General features: G+C 61.7%; 16 protein-coding genes, 2 tRNA genes and 1 rRNA gene. 15 read left to right on the top strand and 4 right to left on the bottom strand.

Features of this window, described 5'->3' with window-relative positions:
* Positions 1-74: 74 nt before the first annotated feature.
* The 6 genes from Uis1B_RS07365 to Uis1B_RS07340 all read left to right on the top strand — a co-directional run bounded on the left by Uis1B_RS07365 (position 75) and on the right by Uis1B_RS07340 (position 7,628).
* On the top strand, positions 75-1,334 hold the full coding sequence (locus Uis1B_RS07365; protein WP_207763396.1) for a heme/hemin ABC transporter substrate-binding protein: 1,260 nt from the start codon (positions 75-77) through the stop codon (positions 1,332-1,334).
* Positions 1,331-2,455, top strand: coding sequence for a FecCD family ABC transporter permease (locus Uis1B_RS07360; RefSeq protein WP_207763395.1), 1,125 nt, complete (start codon positions 1,331-1,333; stop codon positions 2,453-2,455). Before Uis1B_RS07365 ends, Uis1B_RS07360 begins: the two co-directional genes overlap by 4 nt.
* Positions 2,452-3,336 (top strand): heme ABC transporter ATP-binding protein, encoded by an 885-nt coding sequence (locus Uis1B_RS07355; RefSeq protein ID WP_101617000.1) that lies wholly within the window; start codon positions 2,452-2,454, stop codon positions 3,334-3,336. The genes Uis1B_RS07360 and Uis1B_RS07355 overlap by 4 nt, the downstream gene beginning before the upstream one ends.
* Before the next feature lie 65 nt (positions 3,337-3,401).
* Positions 3,402-4,670, top strand: a complete 1,269-nt coding sequence (locus tag Uis1B_RS07350; protein WP_101616998.1) for a hypothetical protein — start codon at positions 3,402-3,404, stop codon at positions 4,668-4,670.
* Positions 4,670-7,345, top strand: a complete 2,676-nt coding sequence (locus tag Uis1B_RS07345; RefSeq protein WP_101616996.1) for a fibronectin type III domain-containing protein — start codon at positions 4,670-4,672, stop codon at positions 7,343-7,345. The genes Uis1B_RS07350 and Uis1B_RS07345 overlap by 1 nt, the downstream gene beginning before the upstream one ends.
* Positions 7,346-7,555: 210 nt before the next feature.
* A tRNA-Ala gene (locus tag Uis1B_RS07340) sits at positions 7,556-7,628 on the top strand.
* A 111-nt stretch (positions 7,629-7,739) separates the two neighbouring features.
* Here the strand turns inward: Uis1B_RS07340 and Uis1B_RS07335 are convergent.
* Positions 7,740-8,024, bottom strand: coding sequence for a hypothetical protein (locus tag Uis1B_RS07335; RefSeq protein WP_101616994.1), 285 nt, complete (start codon positions 8,022-8,024; stop codon positions 7,740-7,742).
* 162 nt (positions 8,025-8,186) lie between these two features.
* Positions 8,187-9,863, bottom strand: a complete 1,677-nt coding sequence (gene pgm / locus Uis1B_RS07330) for a phosphoglucomutase (alpha-D-glucose-1,6-bisphosphate-dependent) (RefSeq protein WP_101616992.1) — start codon at positions 9,861-9,863, stop codon at positions 8,187-8,189.
* A gap of 463 nt (positions 9,864-10,326) precedes the next feature.
* On the opposite strand from pgm, the gene Uis1B_RS07325 reads away from it, so the two are divergent.
* Positions 10,327-12,372 carry a glucose PTS transporter subunit IIA gene (locus tag Uis1B_RS07325; protein WP_101616990.1) on the top strand — a complete coding sequence of 682 codons (2,046 nt, stop codon included), beginning with the start codon at positions 10,327-10,329 and terminating at the stop codon, positions 12,370-12,372.
* Positions 12,373-12,394: 22 nt separating this feature from the next.
* A complete protein-coding gene (locus Uis1B_RS07320; protein ID WP_101616988.1) occupies positions 12,395-13,231 on the top strand; it encodes a PRD domain-containing protein in 837 nt (278 codons plus the stop codon).
* Here Uis1B_RS07320 and Uis1B_RS07315 read toward each other — a convergent pair.
* A complete protein-coding gene (locus Uis1B_RS07315) occupies positions 13,212-14,324 on the bottom strand; it encodes a diacylglycerol/lipid kinase family protein (RefSeq protein ID WP_101617034.1) in 1,113 nt (370 codons plus the stop codon). The genes Uis1B_RS07320 and Uis1B_RS07315 overlap by 20 nt on opposite strands.
* A 219-nt stretch (positions 14,325-14,543) precedes the next feature.
* Between Uis1B_RS07315 and serS the strand changes: the two genes are divergently transcribed.
* The gene (gene serS, locus Uis1B_RS07310) at positions 14,544-15,830 is read left to right on the top strand and encodes a serine--tRNA ligase (protein ID WP_101616985.1); all 1,287 of its coding nucleotides are present in this window, start codon (positions 14,544-14,546) and stop codon (positions 15,828-15,830) included.
* Positions 15,831-15,946: 116 nt separating this feature from the next.
* Here the strand turns inward: serS and Uis1B_RS07305 are convergent, their stop codons facing one another.
* A complete protein-coding gene (locus tag Uis1B_RS07305) occupies positions 15,947-16,993 on the bottom strand; it encodes a LacI family DNA-binding transcriptional regulator (protein WP_165782790.1) in 1,047 nt (348 codons plus the stop codon).
* Between the two features lie 385 nt (positions 16,994-17,378).
* Here Uis1B_RS07305 and Uis1B_RS07300 point away from each other — a divergent pair, with 385 nt between their 5' ends.
* The 6 genes from Uis1B_RS07300 to Uis1B_RS07275 form a co-directional block, all read left to right on the top strand.
* The gene (locus Uis1B_RS07300; RefSeq protein WP_423734875.1) at positions 17,379-19,184 is read left to right on the top strand and encodes a glycoside hydrolase family 13 protein; all 1,806 of its coding nucleotides are present in this window, start codon (positions 17,379-17,381) and stop codon (positions 19,182-19,184) included.
* Positions 19,185-19,253: 69 nt separating this feature from the next.
* The gene (locus tag Uis1B_RS07295) at positions 19,254-20,519 is read left to right on the top strand and encodes an MFS transporter (RefSeq protein WP_101616980.1); all 1,266 of its coding nucleotides are present in this window, start codon (positions 19,254-19,256) and stop codon (positions 20,517-20,519) included.
* 331 nt (positions 20,520-20,850) lie between these two features.
* Entirely contained in the window at positions 20,851-22,038 is a 1,188-nt protein-coding gene (locus Uis1B_RS07290; RefSeq protein ID WP_243390311.1) for an MFS transporter, read from the top strand.
* 140 nt (positions 22,039-22,178) lie between these two features.
* Positions 22,179-22,263 (top strand) — tRNA-Ser (locus Uis1B_RS07285).
* A gap of 185 nt (positions 22,264-22,448) precedes the next feature.
* Positions 22,449-23,081, top strand: coding sequence for an HAD family hydrolase (locus tag Uis1B_RS07280; protein ID WP_101616976.1), 633 nt, complete (start codon positions 22,449-22,451; stop codon positions 23,079-23,081).
* A gap of 428 nt (positions 23,082-23,509) precedes the next feature.
* A 16S ribosomal RNA gene (locus Uis1B_RS07275) occupies positions 23,510-24,062 on the top strand; the annotation flags it as partial.

Below are 24,062 nucleotides of genomic sequence, written 5' to 3'. Positions count from 1 at the left end.
GGACACTGTCCCCGCAGCCGCTGCTGTTCCGCAGACCGCTTCCATAGACCCAGAAAAACCGGAAGGAACCGTTCATGACCAGCGGACATCCGTCCATGAACCACGGACATCCGATCGTCGATCACCGCCGCAGCGCCACGGCGCTGCTCGCCGCGGCCATCGCCGTCGTATGCCTGCTGCTCACGGCCGGATGCGCCAACATCGGCACCATCTCCGAATCCGCACTGGAATCCTGCGAGGTGCCGACGGCCTCCGAAACCCCGAACCCGCCCAAACTGCCGAACGTCACCCGCGCCAATCTCAAGGACCCCAGGCGGATCACCGGCCCGACCACCGCATACACACGTTCCGACCAGATCATCCCGATCTCCAACGCACCCTTCGAACAGCAGAAGCTGCCCGTGACGGTCACCAGCGCCGACGGACCGCGGCAAACCGTCACCGACACCACGCGCATCCTCGCCCTCAACCAGAACGGCGGTCTCGCGGCCGCCGTATATGCGCTCGGCTTCGGATGCAATCTCGTGGGCCGCGACACCGCCACCGGTTCCTCCGGTATGGACCGACTGCCGAAGGTCACCGCCAACGGCATGGATCTCAACGCCGAAGCCATCCTGGCGCTCGAACCCACCGTCATCATCACCGACACCAGCATCGGGCCGTACGACGTGCAGATGCAGCTGAGGCAGTCCGGCGTGCCGGTCGTGTTCGTACCGCTGACCAGCAATGACGGGGTCGCCGGCGTCGGCAGGCAGATCCAGGCCGTGGCCGACGCGCTCGGCGTGACCGATCTGGGCCGCAAACTCGTCACGCGGACGAACAGCGAGATCAGCCAGACCATACAGACCATCAACCGGACCATGGCACCCACCGAGGAAAGCCGCAAGCCGCGCATCGTGTTCCTCTACGTGCGAGGCAAATCCATCTACTACTGGTTCGGCGAAGGCTCCGGCGCCGATTCGCTCATCCAATCCATCGGCGCGAACGACGTGGCCAAGGAAGTGGGTTTCAAGGGCATGGCCGCCACGAACGCCGAAGCGCTGATCAAAGCCAAACCCGACGTGATCCTGGCGATGACCCTCGGCGTGCAGTCGGCCGGCGGCATCGACGGGCTGCTCGACCTGCCGGGCATCAAGGAAACCCCGGCCGGTCAGCATCGACGCGTCGTCGATATGAGCGACTACGAGATCATGAGCTTCGGGCCGCAGACCGCACAGGTGCTGGCCGCGCTCGCCACGGCCGTATACGCGCCCGAACGGTCGTACCAGCCCGAACACGAACCCGAGGCGGTGGAAAAGAGACTTGACGAGATGAAGCAGGAGAACACCAAGTGACACACAGTGCGGCAGACAGTGCAACCCCGGACGCCGAAGCGTCCGTAGTCGGACGGCGAACCGGCGTGCCAGCAGGCCGCAAGCCGCGTATCGGCAGAACGACGCTGACCTTCATCGTGCTGATCGTCGGACTGCTGATCATGACCGTGGTATCGGCCTCGCTCGGCCAGCTGATCATCCCGTTCGATCAGGTGATCGGCTCCGTGCTCAACAAGATCGGCATCCACTGGCTCGAAGGCCCCACACGCGCCTTCGGCAACGAAGCGTTGTGGAACGTGCGGTTCCCGCGCATCGTCATGGCCATCGTGGTCGGTGCCGCGCTCGGCGTCGCCGGCGCCGTCATGCAGGGCGTGTTCGGCAATCCGCTGGCCGAACCCGGCACCGTCGGCGTCTCCTCCGGAGCAGCGGTCGGCGCCAGCGCCTCGATTCTGATGGGATGGAACTTCCTCGGCGCGTTCACCACGCCGTTCCTCGCCTTCGTCTGCGGCCTCGCCACCACCATGTCGGTCTACCTGCTGGCCCGTCGCGGCGGGCGCACCGAAATCGTGACGCTGATCCTCACCGGTGTGGCGGTCAACGCCATCGCCGGCGCACTCATCTCGTTCTTCACCTTCGCCGCCCCCACCAACGCCCGCGATCAGATCGTGTTCTGGCAGATGGGTTCGTTCAACGGCAGTCGCTGGCAGCAGGTGGCGCTGGTCGCACCCATGTGTCTCATCGGCATCATCGCCGTGCAGTTCATGGCTCGTCGTCTCGATCTGCTCTCCCTCGGCGAGAAACCGGCACGCCACCTCGGCGTGAATGTGGAGCGACTCCGATTCGGCTCCATGCTCGCCGTGGCGCTGCTCGTCTCGTCGGCGGTCGCCTTCGCCGGCATCATCTCCTTCGTCGGCCTCGTCGTGCCGCATCTGCTGCGCATGATCCTCGGCCCCGAACACAGAACCCTGCTGCCCGCCTCCGCGCTCGGCGGCGCACTGCTACTCACCATCGCGGATTTCGCCGCCCGCACGACGATCCGGTTCGCCGATCTGCCCATCGGCATGCTCACCTCGCTGGTCGGCGGCCCGTTCTTCTTCTGGCTGCTGCGACGCAGCCGCGCCAAATCAGGAGGCTGGGCATGAGCATATCGATTCGACCGCCATGGAACACCACCCATCGCACGCCGCGCATGCCCGACCCCGGCGTCTGCGTGCTGGCGCTCGACCGGGTAAGCGTCGAGATCGGTGATCGCCGCATTCTCTCCGACGTCACGCTCGACGTCCGCGCCGGCGAGGTGCTGTCGCTGGTCGGGCCGAACGGAGCCGGCAAATCGACGCTGCTGAACGCCATCACCGGCGACGTGCCGCTGTCCGGCGGTGACGTCTCCCTGTTCGGCCGTCCCCTCGCCGCATGGGATGCCGCCGAGCTGGCCATGCGGCGCTCGGTGCTGCTGCAATCCGTCGACGTGACGTTCCCGTTCAACGTGGAAAGCATTGTGCGCATGGGGCGCTCGCCGTGGGAGGGCACCGCCGGCGAGGCGGACGACGACATGATCGTGGATTCCGCCATGCGCATGACCGAGGTCACGCCGCTTGCCGGGCGCGTGTACACGTCGCTGTCGGGCGGTGAGCGGGGCCGTGCCGCGTTCTCGCGCGTGCTCGCCCAGTCCGCGCCCGTTCTGCTGCTTGATGAGCCGACCGCCGCGATGGATATTCGCCATCAGGAGATGCTGATGCGCATCGGCCGGGAGTATGCGGCCGCCGGATGCGCGGTGGTGGTGATCGTCCATGCGCTCGACGCGGCCGCCGCATGGTCGGATCGGGTCGCGCTGCTGGAGCGGGGGCGTCTGCGGGCGATCGGCACGCCGGAGGAGGTGTTCACCTCGACCATGCTCAGCGACGTCTACCAGTGTGAGATCGAGGTGCTTCCGCATCCGGACGGCGGGTTGATCATTCTGCCGAAACGACCGGCGGTGACGCGCAACGTCTACGGGTATCGACGGGTTCGGGAGGACGAACGGTGAGCGGGATGATGAGAAGGCGGCCGGTGTCGGGCCGTGCGGCGAGGTTTGCGGGGCCACTGATCGCGATGCTGACGACGATCATGATGATCGCGGCGATGGTCGTGATGGACGTCGTACGCGACGTGCGGCCCGCGCAGGCGGCCGGCGCTCGGGTAAACGTCAGTGTGGAGGGTGGAACGCTTAATCCGACCGGCAAGACGGTCGTCGATCTTTCCGGCAGTGGATTCCAGTCCGTACAGGGTGGATTCGGCGGCATATACGTGCTGTTCGGGTGGGTGAATGATCCTTCGGGCGGCTCGTGGAGACCGTCCCGGGGCAGCGTGACCGGCGAAAGCTACCGGTATGTGCCCGACGACGAAAGCAATCCCGCGGGATATGACGTGTTCGTGGCCTTTCCGGGAGACACCACGGCTTCGGCGGCGAACGGCGGGCAGATCGCGGCGAACGGCACATGGAGCGCGAAGATCACCGTTCCCGGAGCGAAGTTCACCAGCTACGACCGGTCGAACAATCCGATTGCGGTGGATTGCACTGCCGTGCAGTGCGGCATCATCACCATCGGTGCGCATGGGGTGACGAATGCCGCGAACGAGACGTTCACGCCTCTGCGGTTCGCATCGCAGGGGAACGCGGCCGCCGGCGATGGGAATTCGTCCGGAGCCGCATCGACCTCAGGCGGATCGTCCGGAGCGGCTTCGGCTTCGGCCTCTGCCGCGGCGAAGGCCAAGCAGGAGGCCGCCAAACAGCAGGCGGCCAAGGCGGCGGCCGAAAAGAAGGCGGCCGAGGAAGCCAAACAACGGGCGGCCGAAGCGGCGAACGCGAACGATACGGCCGCAGCAGCGAATACCGATGACGGATCGGGGAACACGATGGAGGGAAATGATATGAGCGCACAGATTCCGGCGCTGGGTATTGCAGGCTGGCTGATCGTGGCCGCGATCATCATCTTCGGTATCGCCGTCATCGTCCTGGCGGCCGGTGTCGGGGGGTATCTTGCGGCGAAGTCGCTGCTGCTCGGCATCTCCCCGGCGGCATTGGATAAGGAGATCGCCAAACGGGAGCGGAAGGCGGAGGCCGTTCGGGCGCGTGAAGCGGTGAAGACCGCCAAACGTCGGCGTCGGCAGTATCGGCGACTGGTCAGGGAGCAGGCCAAGGCCGATCGGGCTCAGTCACTGGCCGAGGATTCCACTGTGGCTTCGGATTCCACTGTGGTCGCGGATTCCACGCTTCGCGGGTTCTTCTCCCGGCACGATGGTGGGCGCGACAAGAGCACGGAACATGACAAGGGTGCTCAGACCGGCAAGGGCACAGAGAACGGCAAGGGGGAGCAGTGATGAGCATCGGTCGGATCATATTGAAAACCCTGTGCGCCGGCGCTTCCGTGGTGGCCATATGCGCCGGTTCGGTCGCGGCGATCGCTCCCGCGGTGGCCGCAACGTCGAACGCTGATTCCGAAACGGGCGGAACGGCTTCGGATTCGCCGATCACCGTCACCGATGCCGTGTTCGACTGGGGGGTCAATCCGGAAAGCGGCGGCGGATCGTATTTCGGCGGGTGCAATGCGCTGTCCGCAGGTACGGCCGGTGACGCCGGGAAGAGCGCCGTGTGGACGGCCTCCTCCACCGGCATCGACGGTAAGGCGCTGTATCGGACGGTCGATGAATCCGCTCACGCCGAGATTCTCAAACCATCCGCCGATGGCACGCTGAAACGGGTGGACGGTTTCTCATCCCGCTGCACCAATCGTGAAGGCACCGACATTTCCGGCGCCACCGGAGGATTGACCTTCGCCAGCGGATCGAATGCCGGTCAGCGTACCTATTCGGAGAACATCGTGCGACTCTCCGGTGGAACGGGAACCATCGACGCCGCGACGAAATCCGCAAGCCTCACATGGAAGGGCGCTTCGTTCACCATCGCCTATTACGGCGGATTGACGTACTGGTCGATCTCCGACCCGACGCTCACCATCGTGAACGGCAAAGGGACGCTTACCGGTAGGGCGTCCGGCTACGGTGCGGATATGAACGATCCGGGCAAATGGGAGAAGATCACATCGGCGACCATCCATCTGGCTGATTTCGCTACCGGATCGGCCAGCGGCGCCGATCCGCAGATCGCATTCGACACCGATGCCGGTACGATCACGGCGCAGCCGGATTATCTGGGCGTGAGAACCGGGGCGTCGGCATCCGCCATGCAGGCTGCGAAAACCTCGGCCAACGCCGGATGGTGGGGAGCGTTTCCGCAATCGTGGGTGTCGTTCAACATGAGTACCGGCCAGTCGTCGTATTGGTTCACGACGAGCGGAGACGCCGCAAGCATTCAGCCGCGTAAGGTGGCGTCGCCGATCACCGTGTCCTGGAAATCGACGTCGTCCACGACCGGAACGCGACCTGGCGCGCCCACGCTCACCGGACATGACACTGCCGGTGCCGATCGGGTCGAAGTGTTCTGGAAGGCCCCGGACGATCAGGGTGATCCCGCCTATTCCGGATTCGTGGCCACCGCCAGACCGAAATCCGGTGGAAGCGCGGTGACCGCCACCTTCGACAGGGATGATCGCAGCGGCGTGATCACCGGGCTGAAGTCTTCGACGGTCTACGAGGTGACCATCGCCGCCGTGAACGCGCTCGGCTCCGGAGGCTCGTCGAATACGCTGACCATCACCACGGCCGCGAACGGCACGACGGATGGCGGTTCCGGCAACGGTACCGGCGGCAACGGTGGCTCCGGTGGTGGTACGGACTCCTCGGGAAGCGCGACGTATCGCAACGTCACGCTGCGCTGGGGTCTCAACGATGAGACGAATTCCGCCTCCTACTACGGTGTGTGCAATTTCATGTCCGCGGGCAAGGCCGGCAACACCGGAGGGGCCAAGGTGTGGGCCTCGGGATTCTACAAGGCCAAGGATGGCAACGTCAGCATCGAAAAGCCCGACTCGTCCGGCAAATGGGTTGCCGCGTCATGGGAAAGCCGGTGCCTCGCAAGGGACGGCAGCACGGTGACGATGCAGAAGAGGGCGGACGGTCGCGCCGTCAATTCGGAATCGCAGGTGGTGCTTTCCAAGGGCTCCGGCGTGGTGAACGCCGATGGGTCGGTCCGGATTTCGTGGTCGGGCTCCTTCACCGTCGCCTATTACGGCGGCATGACCTACTGGAGCGTTTCCGATCCGAAGCTCACGCTGGACGCCTCCGGCAACGGATCCCTCACCGCCACCGCCTCCGGTTACGGGGCCGACATGAATGATGCGGGCAAATGGGTCACGCTTTCGCCCCGGACGATTCATCTCGCCGACTTCCGCGGCGTGGATGTGAAGCAGGCCGTTGCCTCCCACGGATTCACCAAAACCCCGGAATATCTCGGCGTGAAGGTGACCGCGAACGGCTCCCACGGCGGCCAGGCGGCAAAGGATGCCACGAATGCCGCGTACTGGGGATCGTTCCCGCAGAGTTTCGTGGATTTCCAAGTGCAGACCGGACAGTCGGCCTATTGGTACACGGCGAACAGTCAGCGTGATTTCGCCAAGGTGGCGCGACCGCTGTCGGTGCAGTACGATTCCTCGTTCGCGGTTAATGCTCCGGCCGGCAGCCCCACGGTGGCGACTTCCGGCGGTGGGGCATTAGGCTCCGGTGGTGGTGGGGCGGCGTCCTCGTCGGGGTCCGGTTATTCCTCCGGCGGTTTGGGAGGAGTCGCCTCGGCCGCCAATGCTCAGGGCGGCACGGGCGATGCCGCGGATGGTGATGCTGATGGTGCTGGCACTGGTGACGGTGCTGCTGACGGAACCGCCGGTTCGGCGGCGGGAGATTCCGCCGATTCCGCTGTGGCTTCCGCTGGGTCCTCGTCGGGGGGCGACGGTTTGCTGATCGCCGACAATGCGAGAACCATTGCACTGGGTTCGGGTAGCGTCGCCGTGGCGAGTGCGTTGCCGTTGGGTGCTGGATGGTTCATCCGTCGAAGACTGGGGCTTGATCCGGGTGCAGCGCTGGATGAGCGGATTCGACGGTGATCGGCGTTCTCGGTCTCGGGTGAATCGTTGACGGACCAGTGGCGAAACCATTGATGAATCGTTGATTAAACCGTGCGACACGCCTGAAATTTCGCGAAATTTGCATTTTTCCGGCATGTGGTAGTAAAGTGTCACAGGTCTGATCAACCGGGCAGGTTACTGATTGATGGTTCCGATTCGGTTTGATCGGCGCTCGATACCGAGTGTTTTGGGGCTATGGCGCAGCTGGTAGCGCATCTCCATGGCATGGAGGGGGTCGGGGGTTCGAATCCCCCTAGCTCCACAGAGAGGGTTTCAGGCAATAGCCTGAAACCCTTTTTCAATTTCACCCCACCTTGTTTGGCTTCCCCTTAGGCTGAACCCGTTAAGGAAACGGCGGAGCCGTTTCTAGGGTTCAGGCTCGCCGACAGGCGAGCGGACGGAACGCGGCCGATAGGCCGACCGTTGTTGCCGAGAAGCTGTCGGCGTAGCCGACTGATGAGGTGCCATGAGCGAAGCGGCTGCGTTCGATCCCGCCGTATCGATGGATTAGGCTGCGTTTTGCGTGGATGTCGGTCTGATCCATCGAATCCGAAACGGATGGAATCACAAAACCGCATGATTGCAAGGATCCTGCGATTGTGAGAACCGGGTTGCGATGGATTAGGCTGCAAATCGTGATTGTCACGGCCTGATCCATCGCTCCGTTCCTTGGCTTCCCCTGAGAGGAGAAGCTGTCAGCCGGAGGCTGACTGATGAGGTGATGTAACACAAAGGCGGTGTGGTCATGGACGCTCTGCCATGACCACACCGCCTTCACGGTTATGGAATATCGGCTACCCGATCGGTATCGGCTACTCGATCACTCGCCGAGAGCCTTGTCGACCACGTCCTCGGCCTCGTCGAGCACCTTGTCCAGTGCGTCGGGGGAGATGAACGACTCGGCGTACACCTTGTAGATGTTCTCGGTGCCGGACGGGCGTGCGGCGAACCAGTTGTCCTTGGTCGTCACCTTCAGTCCGCCGATCTTCGCGCCGTTGCCCGGGGCTTCGGTGAGCTTGGCGGTGATGTCCTCGCCGGCCAGCGTCGAAGCGGTCACGTCGTCGCCGGAAAGCTTCGCGAACTTCTGCTTCTGCTCCAGCGTGGTCGGTGTATCGACGCGCTTGTACCAGCTTTCGCCGAAGCGTGCCACCTGCTCCTTGTGCAGCTCGGCCGGGTTCTTGCCGGTCTTCGCGGTGATTTCGGCGGCCAGCAGATCGGGGATCAGGCCATCCTTGTCGGTGGTCCACACGCGGCCGTCGCGACGCAGGAAGCTCATGCCGGAGCTCTCCTCGCCACCGAATGCCACCTCGCCCTTGAACAGCGGGTCGACGAACCACTTGAAGCCGACCGGCACCTCCACGAGCTTGGCGCCGATGGAGGCGGCCACGCGGTCGATCAGCGAGGAGCTCACCAGCGTCTTGCCGATGCCCGCACCCGCAGGCCAGTCGGGACGGTTGCCGCCGAAGAGATACTCCACGACGACGGCGATGTAATGGTTCGGGTTCATCACGCCCCAGTCCGGGCAGACGATGCCGTGACGGTCGGCGTCCGGGTCGGTGCCGCCGACCAGATCGTACTTGTCCCACGCGCCGGCGTTGAGCTCGTCGACCAGGCCCTTCATCGCGTACGGCGAGGAGGGGTCCATGCGGATCTTGCCGTCGTGGTCGATGGTCATGAAGCGCCAGGTCGGATCGACGTCGGGACGGACCACGCCGATGTTCAGGCCGTACTTCTCGTTGATGAGAGGCCAGTAGTTCACCGAGGCGCCGCCCAGCGGGTCGATGCCCAGACGCACGCCGGAGTTGCGGATCACGTCGAAGTCGATGACGTTGCCCAGATCGGCCACGTAGTGCTCACGGAAGTCGAAGCCTTCGACGTACTCGGACTTGATGGCCTCCTCGTAGGGCACGCGCTTGACGGACTTGTAGTCGCCGAGCAGTTCGTTGGCGCGGGCGGCGATGGCGTTGGTGGTTTCGGCCGGAGCCGGGCCGCCGGTGACCGGATCGTACTTGAAACCGCCGTCGGTGGGCGGGTTGTGCGAGGGGGTCACCACGATGCCGTCGGCCAGTCCCTCGCCGGTGAAGCGCTGGGTGCCGTCGGCTGCGCGGTTGTGGGTCAGGATGGCCTGGGAGACGACCGGCGTGGGCACGAAGTCGTCACGCGAGTCGATGCGCACATGCACGCCGTTGGCGACGAGCACCTCGACGGCGGTCTTCTTGGCCGGGTCGGACAGTGCGTGCGTGTCGGAGCCGAGGTACAGCGGGCCGGTGACGCCGGCCTTCTTGCGGTATTCGGCGATGGCCTGGGAGATGGCGACGATATGGGCCTCGTTGAACGAGGTCTTCAGGGACGATCCGCGGTGGCCGGAGGTGCCGAAGATGACACGCTGTTCGGGAACGGACGGATCGGGAACGAGGTCATAGTACTTGCCGATGACCTCATCGACGTTGATCAGATCTTCTGGGGTGGCGGGCTTTCCCGCATTGTTAGCAACCATAAGGCCATTTTGCCATACGTCCATTCGGGAACCATGTGTTCGATTCCCCGTGTTGCGAATGTTTTGACAGTGGTGTTTGTGTGTTTATGCGCCGTTCACCGTTGGTGGTCGTCCGTGTGCCCGTGACATGGGATATGGGGTGTCTCGGCCGGTTGATTTGACTTATTCGAATAACTTGGATATAGTTATTCGAACAACCAAAGATGCTTTACTTTGTTATAGATCTAGACAAAATCAATGGGTCATTCCGAAATGCGGACGTGCGACACGCGATATTTGTTAACGATTCGATAACAATGTAAAGTAAATCACGATTCAATTGCAGGGTTGCAAGTCTTCGAGACGCAAGACCTGAGGCGCGGATAGCCGTATCCGTACCTCAGGTCTTTTTGCTTTTGCGGGGGATCGCCTAACGCTGAGATTGATGGAATCAATGGAAGATTCAAGTAAGAAGGAGCAAGGGATGGCTGAATCAACCGCTTCGCAGATCATCACTGCAATCGGCGGCCCGGACAATATCAGAAGTCTGACGCATTGCGCCACGCGTCTGCGTTTCGAGCTCGTGGATTCCGGCAAGGTCGACAAGCAGCGACTGGAAACCATGAAGGGCGTGCTCGGCGCGGTACCGCAGTCCGGCAACCGCTACCAGGTCGTCATCGGCGGCACCGTCGCCTCGATGTACGAGGACATCATGCGTCTGCCCGAGATGGCGAACGTCAAGGCCGGCAACCTCAGCAACGCCGACGTGAAGGCCGCCGAGCGTGCCAAGGCCCGCGGCAAGGTCGCATGGCTCGACGCGTTCTTCGAATATCTGGCCGATTCGTTCCGCCCGATCCTGGGCGTGCTGCTCGGCGCGTCCATCATCATCGCGCTCGTCAACCTGTGCATCTCGCTGAAGCTGGTCGAAAGCGACACCGCGACCGCGACCCTCGTGTTCGTTCAGGCGATCTGGAAGGGCGTGTTCTACTTCCTGCCGATCATGATCGCCTACAACGCCGCGAAGAAGCTCCGCGTCGACCCGTGGCTGGGCGGCTCGATCATGGCCATGCTCATGACCCCGCAGTTCGCATCGCTGGCCGATCCGAAGACCTGGTCCGACACCGTCTGCCACACCGTGATGGGCAGCACCCAGTGCACCGCCAAGGTCTTCGGCCTGCCGATGCAGCTTTCGGACTACTCCGGCAACGTGTTCGTGCCGCTGCTGATGGCCGCCGTGCTGGCGCTCGTCTACCGCGGACTCAAGAAGATCATCCCCGAAAGCATCCAGCTGGTCTTCCTGCCGTTCCTGTCGATGATCATCGTCGGCACGCTGACCGCCTTCATCATCGGACCGATCGGCGTCTGGGCCGGCAACGGCATCGGCGTCGGCCTGTCCTGGATGAACGCCCACGCCCCGTTCATCTTCGCCATCGCGATCCCGCTGCTCTACCCGTTCCTCGTGCCGCTGGGCCTGCACTGGCCGCTGAACGCCCTGATGCTGATGAACATCCAGACCATGGGCTACGACTTCATCCAGGGCCCGATGGGTACGTGGAACTTCGCCTGCTTCGGCGCCACCGCCGGTGTGCTCTTCCTCTCCATCCGCGACCACGACACCCAGATGCGCCAGACCTCCATCGGCGCTCTTGCCGCCGGTCTGCTCGGTGGCGTGTCCGAGCCCAGCCTCTACGGCATCCACCTGCGCTACAAGCTCATCTACTCCCGTATGCTGGTCGGCTGTGGCGTCGGCGGCGTCGTGATCGCCGTCCTCGGATGGATCTTCCCGTCCTCCACCGGCGCGCACGGCGTGACCACCACCGCCTTCGCCTTTACCTCGCTGCTCACCATCCCGGTGTTCGACCAGATGTGGGTGTACGCGATCTCCATCGCCGCGGCGTTCGTCACCTCCCTGTTCCTGATCATCACGCTCGACTACCGCACCCCCGAGCAGAAGGCCGAGCTCAAGGAGCGCGTCGCCCAGGAGAAGGCCGATCTCGCACTTGAGGCCGAAACGAAGTCGGGTGCCGCAACGACGACCGCCGCCGCAACGGCAACCGCCACCAAGGAGGCCGTGACTACCGACATCGTCGGCGCCCCGGTCGCGGGCCATGTGATCGCCCTCGACGAAAGCGGCGATTCGGTGTTCGCATCCCGTGCCCTCGGCGAAGGCGTCGCCATCCAGCCGCGGAACTCCACCATCGTCGCCCCGATCTCCGGCGTGCTGCAGACCGTCGCCGATACCGGTCACGCCTTCGGCATCAAGTCCGATGACGGCGTCGAGGTGCTGGTGCATGTCGGCATCGATACCGTCAAGATGAACGGCGAGGGATTCTCCGTCGCGGTCAGCGCGAACCAGCGCGTCAAGGCGGGCGAGACCCTGGTCACCGTCGACTTTGATAAGGTCAGGGAGGCCGGATTCAGCACCACCACGCTGGTCACCGTGCTGAACACCTCGGCTCTGGCCGGAGTCATGCCCAAGACCGGCATCGACGTCAACGTCGGCGATCCGGTGCTGGAGATCCAGCGCTGATCATTGGTTGGGAGGGACTTTCGTGAAAGTACTTCGCGTCTTCAACAATAATGTCGTGCTCGCCAAGCGAGGCAATCGCGAGGTGATCGCCACCGGCCGCGGTCTGGGGTTCCAGGCCAAGCCGGGCATGCAGCTTGACGACGCCAAGGTCGTTCGCGTGTTCGTCCCGGACGACGGGCGGGATCCCGATCATATCGGGGAACTCCTATCGGTGATTCCGCCCGAGGTCATTCGCATCGTGACCGACGCCATGAGCAGTGTGGGACTTGCGGATCAGGTTGAATCGCAGCCCACTCTGGTCATGGCGCTAGCCGACCATATCACCGGCGCACTGCGCAGGGAGCATGACGGCATCGCCGTGGAATATCCGCTGCAGGCCGAAGTGCAGTCCCTGTACCCGAAGGAGTATGCGCAGGCGGAGGCTTTGAGCGACGAGCTCAACCGCCGGCTCGACCACAAGCTTCCCAAGGGCGAGACGGTCGCGCTGGCGCTCCATTTCGTCAACGCCGGATTCGCCACCGGCGATCTTTCCGACACCTATAGGATGACGGGCGTGATCCAGCAGATGCTCACCGTCATCGAACAGGCGTATTCGATGAAGCTCGACCAGCACAGCATCAGCGTCGGCCGCTTCATCACCCATCTGCGGTATCTGTTCGTCCGCATCAGGCGGGGCAAGCAGTTGAAAAGCGAGCCGTCGCCGATCATCGACTCGATCCGCACCTCATATCCGAAGGCCATGAACTGCGCCTATCTCATCGGAACCGTGGCCTCGCTACGGCTTGGAGCCAGCCTCACCGAGGATGAGATCGCCTACCTCGCCCTTCACATCTCCCGGGTCACTGCCCAGAAGGACTGACGGAACCGGCGGCCGGTTCCGGCACCCGGATGCAAAGAGCCTGATGGTCGACGGTGAACTCGATATGCGAGGTGTATCCCAGAATGTCGCCGTCCACCTGAGCCAATGCGGGCTTGACCAGTCGGATCTCGGCCCGGGAACCCTGGGTCTGATCCACCGACGAATTGGTGGACAGCGGATTCTGCCCGGGGCGGTGGGTAATGGTCTGGTGAAGCACGTCGCCGAACAGATTCGCCCAGCCGATCAGACCACCGGTGGTGTCGATAAGCTCGAAGTCGAGGATGCCGTCGCCGTAATCGGCCTCCGGCATCAATGAGAATCCGGGGATCTGACCGCAATTGCCGGCCATGAACGTGCGGAAGGAGACGTTCCGCGACGTCTGTTCCACGCCGTTCTCCCCGCTGATCGTGATATCCCCCTGATATCTGGGCGTGAACAGATTCTTCACGCCGCCGACGAAATAGGCGAGCCAACTGATGTTCTTCTTCAACGCCGGATCGGTGTCGTCGATCATCGCGGCGTCGAATCCGATGCCCGCGATGATCAGGAATGCATGACGACGATCCGGCTCGTCGGAGTCGATCAGACGCAGACGGCCCATATCGACCTTGCGCGAACCATGCGACGTGGCCACGGTGAGCGCCGCATCCACGTCCGTAAGCGGAATCCTCATGTTGCGGGCGAACAGATTGCCGGTGCCGATCGGAATGATGCCGAACGGGCGGTCGCTGCCCGCCATCACGCTGGCCACCGTGCGCACGGTACCGTCCCCGCCCACGGCCACCACCGCATCGGCGCCGCGTGCTATGGCCTCGCGGGCGCACATCTTGCCGTCCTTGTCCAGCTGGGTTTCGATGAACATCGGCTCGCCAAGATCATGATCGCGGAAGAACGCGCGGATCTGGGTCACCGTCGTGCCGGCCTCCGGCTTGGAGGGGTTGACGATGAACGCGTATTGCAATGGAGCCTCGTCGCGTTGTTCAAGCACCTGCGCAAGCCGTTGCCTCCTGCGGATATGGATGGCGAAGGCGATGGCGGCGGCCACTGCCAGCACGCCGAGAACAACAAGAACGATGATCCATCCGATAGGCATGATCCCCATTGTGAAGCACCGGCTGTTCTCGCGGCCGTAAGATGCGGGGTTTTTCTTCGTTTTCTGCACGAATTTCCCCGTATTCCCGACATATGGAATGCCGATGTCGCAATCGGTCTGCAGGATGATTACGGGATGAGCGCATGATGATCGCGTGACGATCATCGGTGGCCGTTGCCGGTGCCCCGCGTGTCGGCTCGCGGCGTTACGCTTAAAGCCATGCTTGATATTCAATTCATTCGCGAACATGCCGATATCGTCAAGGAATCCCAGCGCAAGCGCGGCGAATCCGTCGAGCTCGTCGACGAGGTTCTGCGCAGCGACGAAGCCCGTCGCACCGCACTGAGGGAATTCGAGACCGCCCGCGCCGAGCAGAAGACCATGGGCAAGAAGGTCGCCTCCGCCCCGGCCGATCAGAAGGCCGCGATCATCGCCGAAACCAAGGAACTGGCCAACAAGGTCGCCGAATTCAAGAGCGAAGCCGACAAGGCAGCCGAGGAATACACCACCGCCATGTGGAAGCTTTCCAACATCGTGGAGCCCGAAGCCCCCGAAGGCGGCGAGGACGATTACGTCGTCGTCAAGAAGGTCGGTCAGATCCGCGACTTCGCGGCCGAAGGCTTCGAACCCAAGGATCACCTGACCCTCGGCACCGGCGTGGCCGGCATCGACATGCGCCGCGGCGTGAAGGTCGGCGGCTCCCGCTTCTACTTCCTGCGCGGCGCCGTGGCCCGCATGCAGATCGCCATGCTCACCATGGCCGTGGATCAGGCCGAACAGAACGGCTTCATCCTCGCCATCACCCCAACGCTCGTGCGTCCCGAGGTCATGGCCGGCACCGGATTCCTCAACTCGCACGCCGATGAGATCTACCGTCTGCGCGAACCCGACGACCAGTACCTCGTCGGCACTTCCGAGGTGGCGCTCGCCGGCATGCACGAGAACGAGATCCTTGATCTTTCCGACGGTCCGCTGCGCTACACCGGCTGGAGCTCCTGCTACCGTCGCGAGGCCGGCGCCGCCGGCAAGGACACCTCCGGCATCATCCGCGTCCACCAGTTCGACAAGGTGGAGATGTTCGTCTACTGCAAGCAGGAGGATTCCCGCGCCCAGCATCAGGCTCTGCTCGCGATGGAGCAGGAGATGCTCGGCAAGGTGGAGGTGCCGTACCGCATCATCGACACCGCGGCCGGCGATCTTGGTTCCTCCGCCGCCCGTAAGTTCGACTGCGAGGCCTGGGTGCCGACTCAGGGCCGCTACCGTGAGCTCACCTCCACGTCGAACTGCACCGAGTATCAGGCTCGTCGTCTGAACATCCGCGAGCGTGTGGAAGACGGCGGCACCCGCCCCGTGAGCACCCTCAACGGCACGCTGGCCACCACCCGTTGGCTCGTCGCCATTCTTGAGAACCATCAGCAGAAGGATGGTTCCATCGTGATCCCGCAGGCCATGCGTCCGTACATGGGCGGCCGCGAGGTCATCGAGCCGACGAAGTGGGAGGCCTGAGTCGCGCTCAGGCTATGTGCCGTTTGACGCCGCTCCTTGGCATCGCGGCTGCTTCTTGCCTTGAATGACGGTGTGCCCGTTGGGGTTGTTTCGGATCCCGCCGGGCACACCGTTTTTCATGCCTGCTGAGTTTTTCCCGTCGTATTCGGCTTCTGGAAGGAGGCTGTGGTGTCCCGTAACACCAGTGAGGTCTCTTGCGTCTGATGGAGAATCTCGGGAGGTTCATGTCGGATGAGGTCCAGCGTCAGTTCTGCGGCGCGGCGGCCGAGCTGCACCGGATCCTGATGGATGGTGGTGAGTCTCGCGATCGGGGCGGTGGCGTTGTCGTCGAATCCGATCACCGAGACGTCTTCGGGGATTCGTACATGCAGTCGTTTCAGCTCCTGCATCAGGGAGATGGCAAAGTCGTCGGTTTCCACGCAGATGCCGGTCGGGCGCTGCGGCAGGGACATCAAATATGCCACGATCTGCGATACGGCATCCTGTGGTGAATGATAGCTGTCTGCGAGTTCGCCTCGGACGACGGTGACGGCATCATCGTCGTAGCCCAGTGTTCGGGCGGAGTCGATGAATCCCTGCGATCGAAGCGAGGAGCTGAATGAGAACGGTTCGGAATCCGGCACTTCCACGAAAGCCAGATTTCGATGGCCCTGTGAGTGCAGAAATCGCACGGCACCGTTCATGGCGTTCGCGTTGTTGATGCATATCGAAGCGTCGAATCCGTCCGTGGTGGGGGTGTTCAATCCTACCGTGGGCATGTCGAGTGTTCTGAGCAGATTCTTGAAGTCCCTGCTGAGGTCAAATGAGGATACGATGGCGCCGTCTGCGTTTTTCCCGCCGCGTAGCAGGGCGAAGAACTCTGATAGCTCCGGGTCGTTGCGGACGGCATAGGGGACGAGATCATATCCCTGTCTGTGCAGTGTCTGATATGCGCCTTGAAGAATCGAGGCGTTGAACCAGGTGTTGATGGCAGGGGAGACCAGCATGAAGATGCGCATGGTTCTGCCCGAGGCGAGGGATGACGCGCTTTTTGACAGGGTGAAGTGAAGCTCTTCGGCCGCTTGGAGAACGCGGTCCTTGGTGGCGGGCTTCACTCGCTTGCTGTCTCGAAGCGCCAGTGAAGCCGTGGACTGGGATACCCCGGCTTTCGCTGCTACATCCATGATCGTCGGTTTTCCCATTGGCTGAGTCCCCCATCTGTGCGCATTCCGGTGGTGGAGGGGTGCGCGATGCTTCGTGTTCGTGCGGATTCGTTGTTCTTTTACTGTACTCGGTGGGAGCTGGTGTGTCGGAAGTTGGACAAATAAAAATCGAAGCGCTACGATAATGATGTCTTTCCAAAAGAGAGATGAGTGACGGACTGTTTCGACGGCATCGGCTCTCTTGACGAGATGCCGATATGGTGCAATCAGCAAGGAAGTACTGCGTTTTGCGCTTGAGATTCGGAAAAGTTCGTTTGCTCGCGATGATTAAACGTTGCTTTTCGGCAATATGGCATATCACATAATCGAAGCGTTTCGATATGATCGTGATACCACGATCTGCCGTATGGCCGAGATTCCAAGGAGGACGATGATGTCAAGGCAGCAGGCGACCGATCCGGCGCTATGGTGGAAGCAGGCGGTGGTCTATCAGGTGTATCCCCGTTCGTTCAAGGACAGTACCGGAAGCGGTCTGGGCGACCTCAATGGCGTGACCGAGAAGATCCCATATCTCAAGCGCCTTGGAGTGGACGCGATCTGGCTTAATCCTTTCTATCCCTCGCACATGGCCGATGCTGGTTACGATGTGGATGATTATCGGAACGTTGATCCACTGTTCGGCAGCATGGATGATTTCTCCCGGCTCACGAAGACCGCACATGAAGCGGGCATCAAGGTGGTCATCGACATCGTTCCCAACCACACATCCAATCACCACGAATGGTTCGAAGCCGCACTCGCCGCAGGCCCAGGATCCCCTGAACGAGATCGGTATATTTTCCGCGACGGCAAAGGGCCCAACGGGGATATTCCACCTACGAACTGGGAAAGCCACTTCGGAGACCCGGCTTGGAAGCGAGTGCCGGACGGCCAGTGGTATCTGCACATGTTCGCCGAGGAACAGCCGGATCTCAATTGGAAGAATCCCGAAGTGCGCGAGGACTTCAAGAAGACCTTCCGATTCTGGCTCGATCACGGTGTGGATGGCTTCCGCATCGATGTGGCGCAGGGATTGGGCAAGGATCTCGATCGTGACGATCTCGACAACTACCACGTCTGGTGCGACAGCACATTGCCGGACGACGGATCCCATCCCGTGATCGACCGCAACGAATCCCACGAGATCTATCGGGAATGGCGGCGAGAGGTGTTCAACCAGTACGATCCGCCGACGTTCGCCGTGGCGGAAGCCATGGTCAATCCGAAACGACTGCATCTGTACGCCAGCACCGATGAGCTGGGGCAGACGTTCAACTTCGAGTTTTCCAAAAAGAACTGGCTGCGTGATGAATTCCATCAGGCCATCGAAGAAGGTCTTGCCGCTGCGCGCGAGGCGGGATCCTCGGCTACCTGGGTGATGAGCAATCATGACATGATCCGACAGGCCACTCGCTACGGACTGCCGCAGGTGAAATCAATCGAACATCATCAGCTGCCGCTCGACTGGCTGCTGCGTGATGGTACAACCTATACCGAGGATCGGGCGCTCGGAGTGAAGCGTGCCCGTGCCGCGATCCTGATGGAGCTGGCTCTCCCGGGCAGCGCCTACGTGTATCAGGGCGAGGAGCTCGGCCTGTTCGAAGTGGCCAATATCCCCTGGGAGCAACTTGAGGATCCATGGGCGTTCAACTCCACCCGTGCATCCGCCAAGAAAGGCCGAGACGGTTGCCGTGTGCCTCTGCCGTGGGATTCCACGGATGCCCCGAAACTCGCCGATCCCAACGACGAATTCGGGTGCGGCGCTTCGTTCGGTTTCTCGCCGAAGACCAAAGCCGACGGATCCTCCCCCGCCGAACCGCATCTTCCCCAGCCCAAGTGGTTCAAGAATCTTGCGGTAGACGTGCAGGATGCTGATCCCGGATCCACGCTGAACCTGTATCGTGCGGCGCTGGCCTTGCGTCACGAATACCGCAATGAGGATGCCGACGTGGAATGGTTTGCGGAGGATCGCGCATCCGACCGGGCCGACGGGGCCAACGGATATCCGGGCGGCGTGATCGCCTACCGCCGTTCCAACGGATGGGCGAATCTGACCAATTTCGGTACGGACCCGATAGACCTGCCCGCCGGAAAGGTACTGCTGTCCTCTGCACCCCTTACCGAGGACGGTCGGCTGCCTCAGGACGTCAGCGTGTGGATGAAGCTCGACTGACGCGAACATACTACCCACGGCGAATTCGATGACGATCGCCGATGAGCAACACATGGAAACGAGAACATCATGACATTGGACATCCCATCTTCGGAAACAGTCGAAAACAGGAACAATGGCGTCGAGAAGATCCGGTACATCGCCGGCTTCATCGCCTATCAGATGCTGAACAACATCGCGTTCTACATCATCGTGTCGATTCTCATACCGCAGAGACTCAAGGATCTCGGTGTGGATAATCCCACGGCGGTGCTCGGCGCCATCAACGGAGTCGGTGCGATCCTTTCACTGTTCTTCAACGTGTTCTTCGGTGCGATGAGCGATCGGACCCGATCTCGTTTCGGTCGTCGCAGCCCGTGGATCCTCTCCGGCATGGTGCTGTATGGCGTCTGCTTCTGGATCATCAGCCTGCCCACCACCGGTCTGACCATAGGCATCGCCTACTGTTGCGCGATGTTCGGCCTGAACATGGCGCTCGCCCCTCTGACGGCCATCCTTTCCGATCGCGTGGATGAAGGCAGCCGAGCCACCGTATCGGCCGCCTTCGGAGGAGGCGCCGTCATCGGCCAAGGCATCGGTGGTCTGATCGGCTCCTTCTTCATCACCCGAACGCAGCTTGGCTTCGTCGTCGCGGCACTGTTCGCAGCATCGGCTGGTATCCTCTCCGTTGCTCTCATGCCGAAGGACCCCTCCACCAAAGACATGCCGCGTGCCGACATCCCCGCTTGGCGTGTGATTCTTGAGGCTTTCCGTCCTCCGCTGAAGAACGCCGGTGACTTCTACAAGGCGTTCATTTGCCGCACCTGCCTGATCGTTGCCTATCAGATGGTCACCTCATTCCAGCTATACATTCTGCAGGATCATATCGGTCAGTCGAAAGTGGAATCCGCCGCTACGATTCAGATCATCTCCCTGATCACCATGATCGTTTCCATCGTTGCACCATTCATCTCCGGCCCGATCTCCGACCGAATCAAACGCCGCAAACCGTTGATCCTATTCTCGTGTGCGCTGTATGCGGTAGGTCTGGCCATGCCGTGGGTCTTCCCGTCACGCATGGGCATGCTGCTGTTCGCCGGCATCGCGGGCTTCGGATACGGCATCTACATGGCCGTTGATCAGGCGTTGAACGTCGACGTCCTGCCGAATAAGGAAGATGCCGGCAAGGATCTCGGCTTCCTTAATGTGGCTACCTGCGCCGGGCAGGCGATGGGATCGGCGATCACTTCGGCGCTGATCACCATGACCGGCTCGTACAACACCGTGTTCCCGGTAGCGATCGCCATCAGCCTCGTGGCTGGATTCTCGGTGCTTACCATCAAACGAGTTCGGTAGTCTCCGGTCACTCGTCACTGCCGTCCTCTTCCCGCTCCGGCCCGCCGCGGCCGCTTGGGAAGAGTAATCGGCAAGCGCTGGATCACTTGGAAATCATGGTGTGCCGTACATGCCGGATTTGTCGAATGACGGCGTTACTTTGCTGTTGCCCCATGTAGTTTGGTTTCGTGGTGCCAAAGCGTCACGCCGATGCCGCGAAACCTCGTTTCGGAAGAGACCAACGATGACGCAGGAGTCGAATCTCGCCAGTCAGAAGAACGTCAAAAGCGAATCCTCCAAGGCCGCGGTTCAGGCCGCCGCCGGGGAGGGCGCTCCCGACCGGTTCTTCACCATGCCGGTGATCTCCCTCATCGCCATGAGCTTTATGCTCGGCATGAGCGAATTCATCGTCGTCGGCATCCTTCCCGACATCGCCGAAGGACTGAACGTCTCCCTGACCACCGTCGGAGGGCTTGTCTCGCTGTTCGCCTTCGTCTACGCGCCGGCCACGCCGATCGGCGCCTCGATCAGCTCCCGGTTCGAACGATTCCGCACCATGATCTTCCTCGCCGTGGTGTTTCTCATCGGCAACCTGCTGTGCGCGTTTGCCGTCGGCTACGGCATGCTCGTCGCCGCCAGAATCGTCATCGCACTGATCTCCGGCACCACGGTCGCCGTGTCCATGACCTTCGCCGACGACGTCGCGTCGAAGAAAAACCGCACCAAATTCGTGGCTTGGGTGTTTTCCGGATTCTCCATCGCCTCGGTGTTCGGCGTGCCGATCGGCACCTCCATCGCCAACGCCTTCGGGTGGCGCTGGGCCTTCCACGTGATCAATCTTCTCACCGTCGCGCTGATCGTGCTCATGTGCGTGGTGCTGCCGAAGAATCATTACGGGCCGAAGTCGCGTTTCCTCGCTCAGTTCTTCATCTTCACCGAACCTCGCATCTGGGGAGGCATCCTCGCCGTGGTGTTCGCCGCAGCGTCAAGCTACGTGTTCTACACGTATCTCACACCGATCCTCGAACAGGAGATCGGCATTCCCTCGCGGTACATTTCATTCGCGCTCGCCGCATATGGCGTGGCCTGCCTCGCCAGCAACCTGTACGGCGGCAAGCTGGGCGACCGCGGGCGTGGCGTCGTGCCGCTGGTCAAAGGTCGGCCGATCTACCTGATCCAGGCCGTGTTCATGATCTCGCTGCCGTTCGCCGTGATGAACGCGGTGGTCGGTTGCATCGTGCTGCTGATGCTCGGATTCCTGATGTATCTGCAGAACACCGCCTCGCAGGTGCTGTACATGGACGTGGCGTCCGCCACCCATCCCGGTTCCCTTAATCTCGCATCGTCGTTCAACTCGATGTCGTTCAACATCGGCATCGCACTGGGCTCTGCGGTGGGAGGTCTGGTGACCGACCATATTGGCATGCGGTGGCTTGGCCCGTTCGGTGCGATCTTCGCCGTGCTGGCGTTCCTGACCGCCGCATGGCTCAACAGCGATCTCAAGCGACGCGAGGCGAATGATGCCCGGGCGGGTGCCTGATCCGCTATTCCGTCGGTGGGTGTCTCCGACAGCGGGTCTCGTCGGCGCGGTGGGTGTCTCCGACGTGTCGGCGCGAGTTTGGCGAAACCGCCGGCATGCATTATGATGTGATCTGTTTTTGCGCGGTTGCACAAAACAATGGACAGGTGTCTGAGCGGTCTAAAGAGACGGTCTTGAAAACCGTTGAAGCGCAAGCTTCCGCGAGTTCGAATCTCGCCCTGTCCGCCTGAGGGCCTTGTTCATTCACTCTTTGGAGCATGCTCTGAAGAGTGAATTGAATGTAAACGGTATGGCACATTTTCGAACATTGGAATCCTTGTAATTCCGCGGTTTTTATGTTCTGTTGAGAATTATTCCCGTTCACTCTTTGAAGTCTGTCGAAAAGAGTGAACGAAAAAAGGAGGCTGCATATGCCGAATGTGATCTTCGACTTCTGCGATGTGCTGTTGCAATGGGATCCTAAGGGCGGGACCTATGACCTGTTCGCAGACGGCTTTCCCGACGGCGTCAAGGTATGGCGGGATTTCTATGACGAAGACGCCGACTTCGGCTTCTGGCACTATGACGGTCTGCTCGACGCCGGCCTGGACGAAGGCGAAGCGGCGCAGGACTACCGGGCCCATCATCGCGGCGAGGAGGGCGAAGGCGCCTTCGATCTGTATCTGGAGCACCGGGATTTGGCGTTCCGGGGCATGATCCCCGGTATGGATACTCTGCTGGAGACGTTGCACACGCGAGGTGTCGCCCTGTGGGGCTTGACGAACTTCACCGACGATGCCGTGAAGTATGTGCAGTCGAAGTACCCGGCCATGAGGCTGCTCAATGACGTCGTGGTCTCGTCGGTGGAGCGGGTGAAGAAGCCGGATCGGCGGATCTACGAGATTGCGATCAAGCGGTTTGGCGTGGACCCGGCCCGGACGGTGTTCATCGACGACAAGCCTTGGAATGTGGATGGGGCACGGGAGTCCGGTTTGCGGTCTTTCGTGTTCGTCAATGCGATGGATGCCCGTTCCCAGCTCGCCAAAGCGGGGATACGATTCTGATTCGCAAGGAACGAGTTGGGAAAGACCACCCATGTCAAATTCGACACGCCGATAGAGGCCTTATTTTTCAAGGGTTTACGGTGAATTCATTTTTGTCGGTTTGCGTTGTGGTGTGTGTTCGTGTAAGTTTCTTACTCGCTGCCCGGCACGGCCGGATCGGTCCGGTTCGGATCGGTTTCGTTTGCTGGTGTGGTGGTGGTTTGAGAACTCAAGAGCGTGTTTTGTACTACTTTTTGATGATTGCCAGTCCGGTCCCGCCCGTGTGCGTGTGAGCGTGGTTCGGGTCCCCGGGAGGGGTTTGATGGGACTGGGTTTTGGAAGGATTTTGTGTGGTGCCATGGTTTCCGGTCTTGGGCCGGGGGTCGTGGCGTCCGTCTTTTTTCTTCTTCTTTTTTTTTCGAGCCGTTTTTCGGCTTTTCACAGGTTTTTTTGTGGAGGGTTCGATTCTGGCTCAGGACGAACGCTGGCGGCGTGCTTAACACATGCAAGTCGAACGGGATCCTCCAAGCTTGCTTGGGGGTGAGAGTGGCGAACGGGTGAGTAATGCGTGACCGACCTGCCCCATGCTCCGGAATAGCTCCTGGAAACGGGTGGTAATGCCGGATGTTCCAGTTGATCGCATGGTCTTCTGGGAAAGATTTCATCGGCGTGGGATGGGGTCGCGTCCTATCAGCTTGACGGCGGGGTGACGGCCCACCGTGGCTTTGACGGGTAGCCGGCCTGAGAGGGCGACCGGCCACATTGGGACTGAGATACGGCCCAGACTCCTACGGGAGGCAGCAGTGGGGAATATTGCACAATGGGCGCAAGCCTGATGCAGCGACGCCGCGTGCGGGATGACGGCCTTCGGGTTGTAAACCGCTTTTGATTGGGAGCAAGCGCAAGTGAGTGTACCTTTCGAATAAGCGCCGGCTAACTACGTGCCAGCAGCCGCGGTAATACGTAGGGCGCAAGCGTTGTCCGGAATTATTGGGCGTAAAG

The organism is Bifidobacterium margollesii (assembly GCF_002860355.1).
GTDB lineage: Bacteria > Actinomycetota > Actinomycetes > Actinomycetales > Bifidobacteriaceae > Galliscardovia > Galliscardovia margollesii.
The sequence above is the reverse complement of the archived record's forward strand: the minus strand, read 5'-3'. Positions and strand labels throughout refer to the sequence as shown.

Bases quoted from the DNA above. Each gene is read 5' to 3' on its own strand.
- Uis1B_RS07365 (WP_207763396.1), top strand. From the start codon at position 75: ATGACCAGCGGACATCCGTCCATGAACCACGGACATCCGATCGTCGAT.
- Uis1B_RS07355 (WP_101617000.1), top strand. From the start codon at position 2,452: ATGAGCATATCGATTCGACCGCCATGGAACACCACCCATCGCACGCCG.
- Uis1B_RS07350 (WP_101616998.1), top strand. From the start codon at position 3,402: ATGCTGACGACGATCATGATGATCGCGGCGATGGTCGTGATGGACGTC.
- Uis1B_RS07345 (WP_101616996.1), top strand. From the start codon at position 4,670: ATGAGCATCGGTCGGATCATATTGAAAACCCTGTGCGCCGGCGCTTCC.
- Uis1B_RS07335 (WP_101616994.1), bottom strand. From the start codon at position 8,024: ATGGATCAGGCCGTGACAATCACGATTTGCAGCCTAATCCATCGCAAC.
- pgm (WP_101616992.1), bottom strand. From the start codon at position 9,863: ATGGTTGCTAACAATGCGGGAAAGCCCGCCACCCCAGAAGATCTGATC.
- Uis1B_RS07325 (WP_101616990.1), top strand. From the start codon at position 10,327: ATGGCTGAATCAACCGCTTCGCAGATCATCACTGCAATCGGCGGCCCG.
- Uis1B_RS07315 (WP_101617034.1), bottom strand. From the start codon at position 14,324: ATGCCTATCGGATGGATCATCGTTCTTGTTGTTCTCGGCGTGCTGGCA.
- serS (WP_101616985.1), top strand. From the start codon at position 14,544: ATGCTTGATATTCAATTCATTCGCGAACATGCCGATATCGTCAAGGAA.
- Uis1B_RS07305 (WP_165782790.1), bottom strand. From the start codon at position 16,993: ATGGATGTAGCAGCGAAAGCCGGGGTATCCCAGTCCACGGCTTCACTG.
- Uis1B_RS07300 (WP_423734875.1), top strand. From the start codon at position 17,379: ATGGCCGAGATTCCAAGGAGGACGATGATGTCAAGGCAGCAGGCGACC.
- Uis1B_RS07295 (WP_101616980.1), top strand. From the start codon at position 19,254: ATGACATTGGACATCCCATCTTCGGAAACAGTCGAAAACAGGAACAAT.
- Uis1B_RS07290 (WP_243390311.1), top strand. From the start codon at position 20,851: ATGCCGGTGATCTCCCTCATCGCCATGAGCTTTATGCTCGGCATGAGC.
- Uis1B_RS07280 (WP_101616976.1), top strand. From the start codon at position 22,449: ATGCCGAATGTGATCTTCGACTTCTGCGATGTGCTGTTGCAATGGGAT.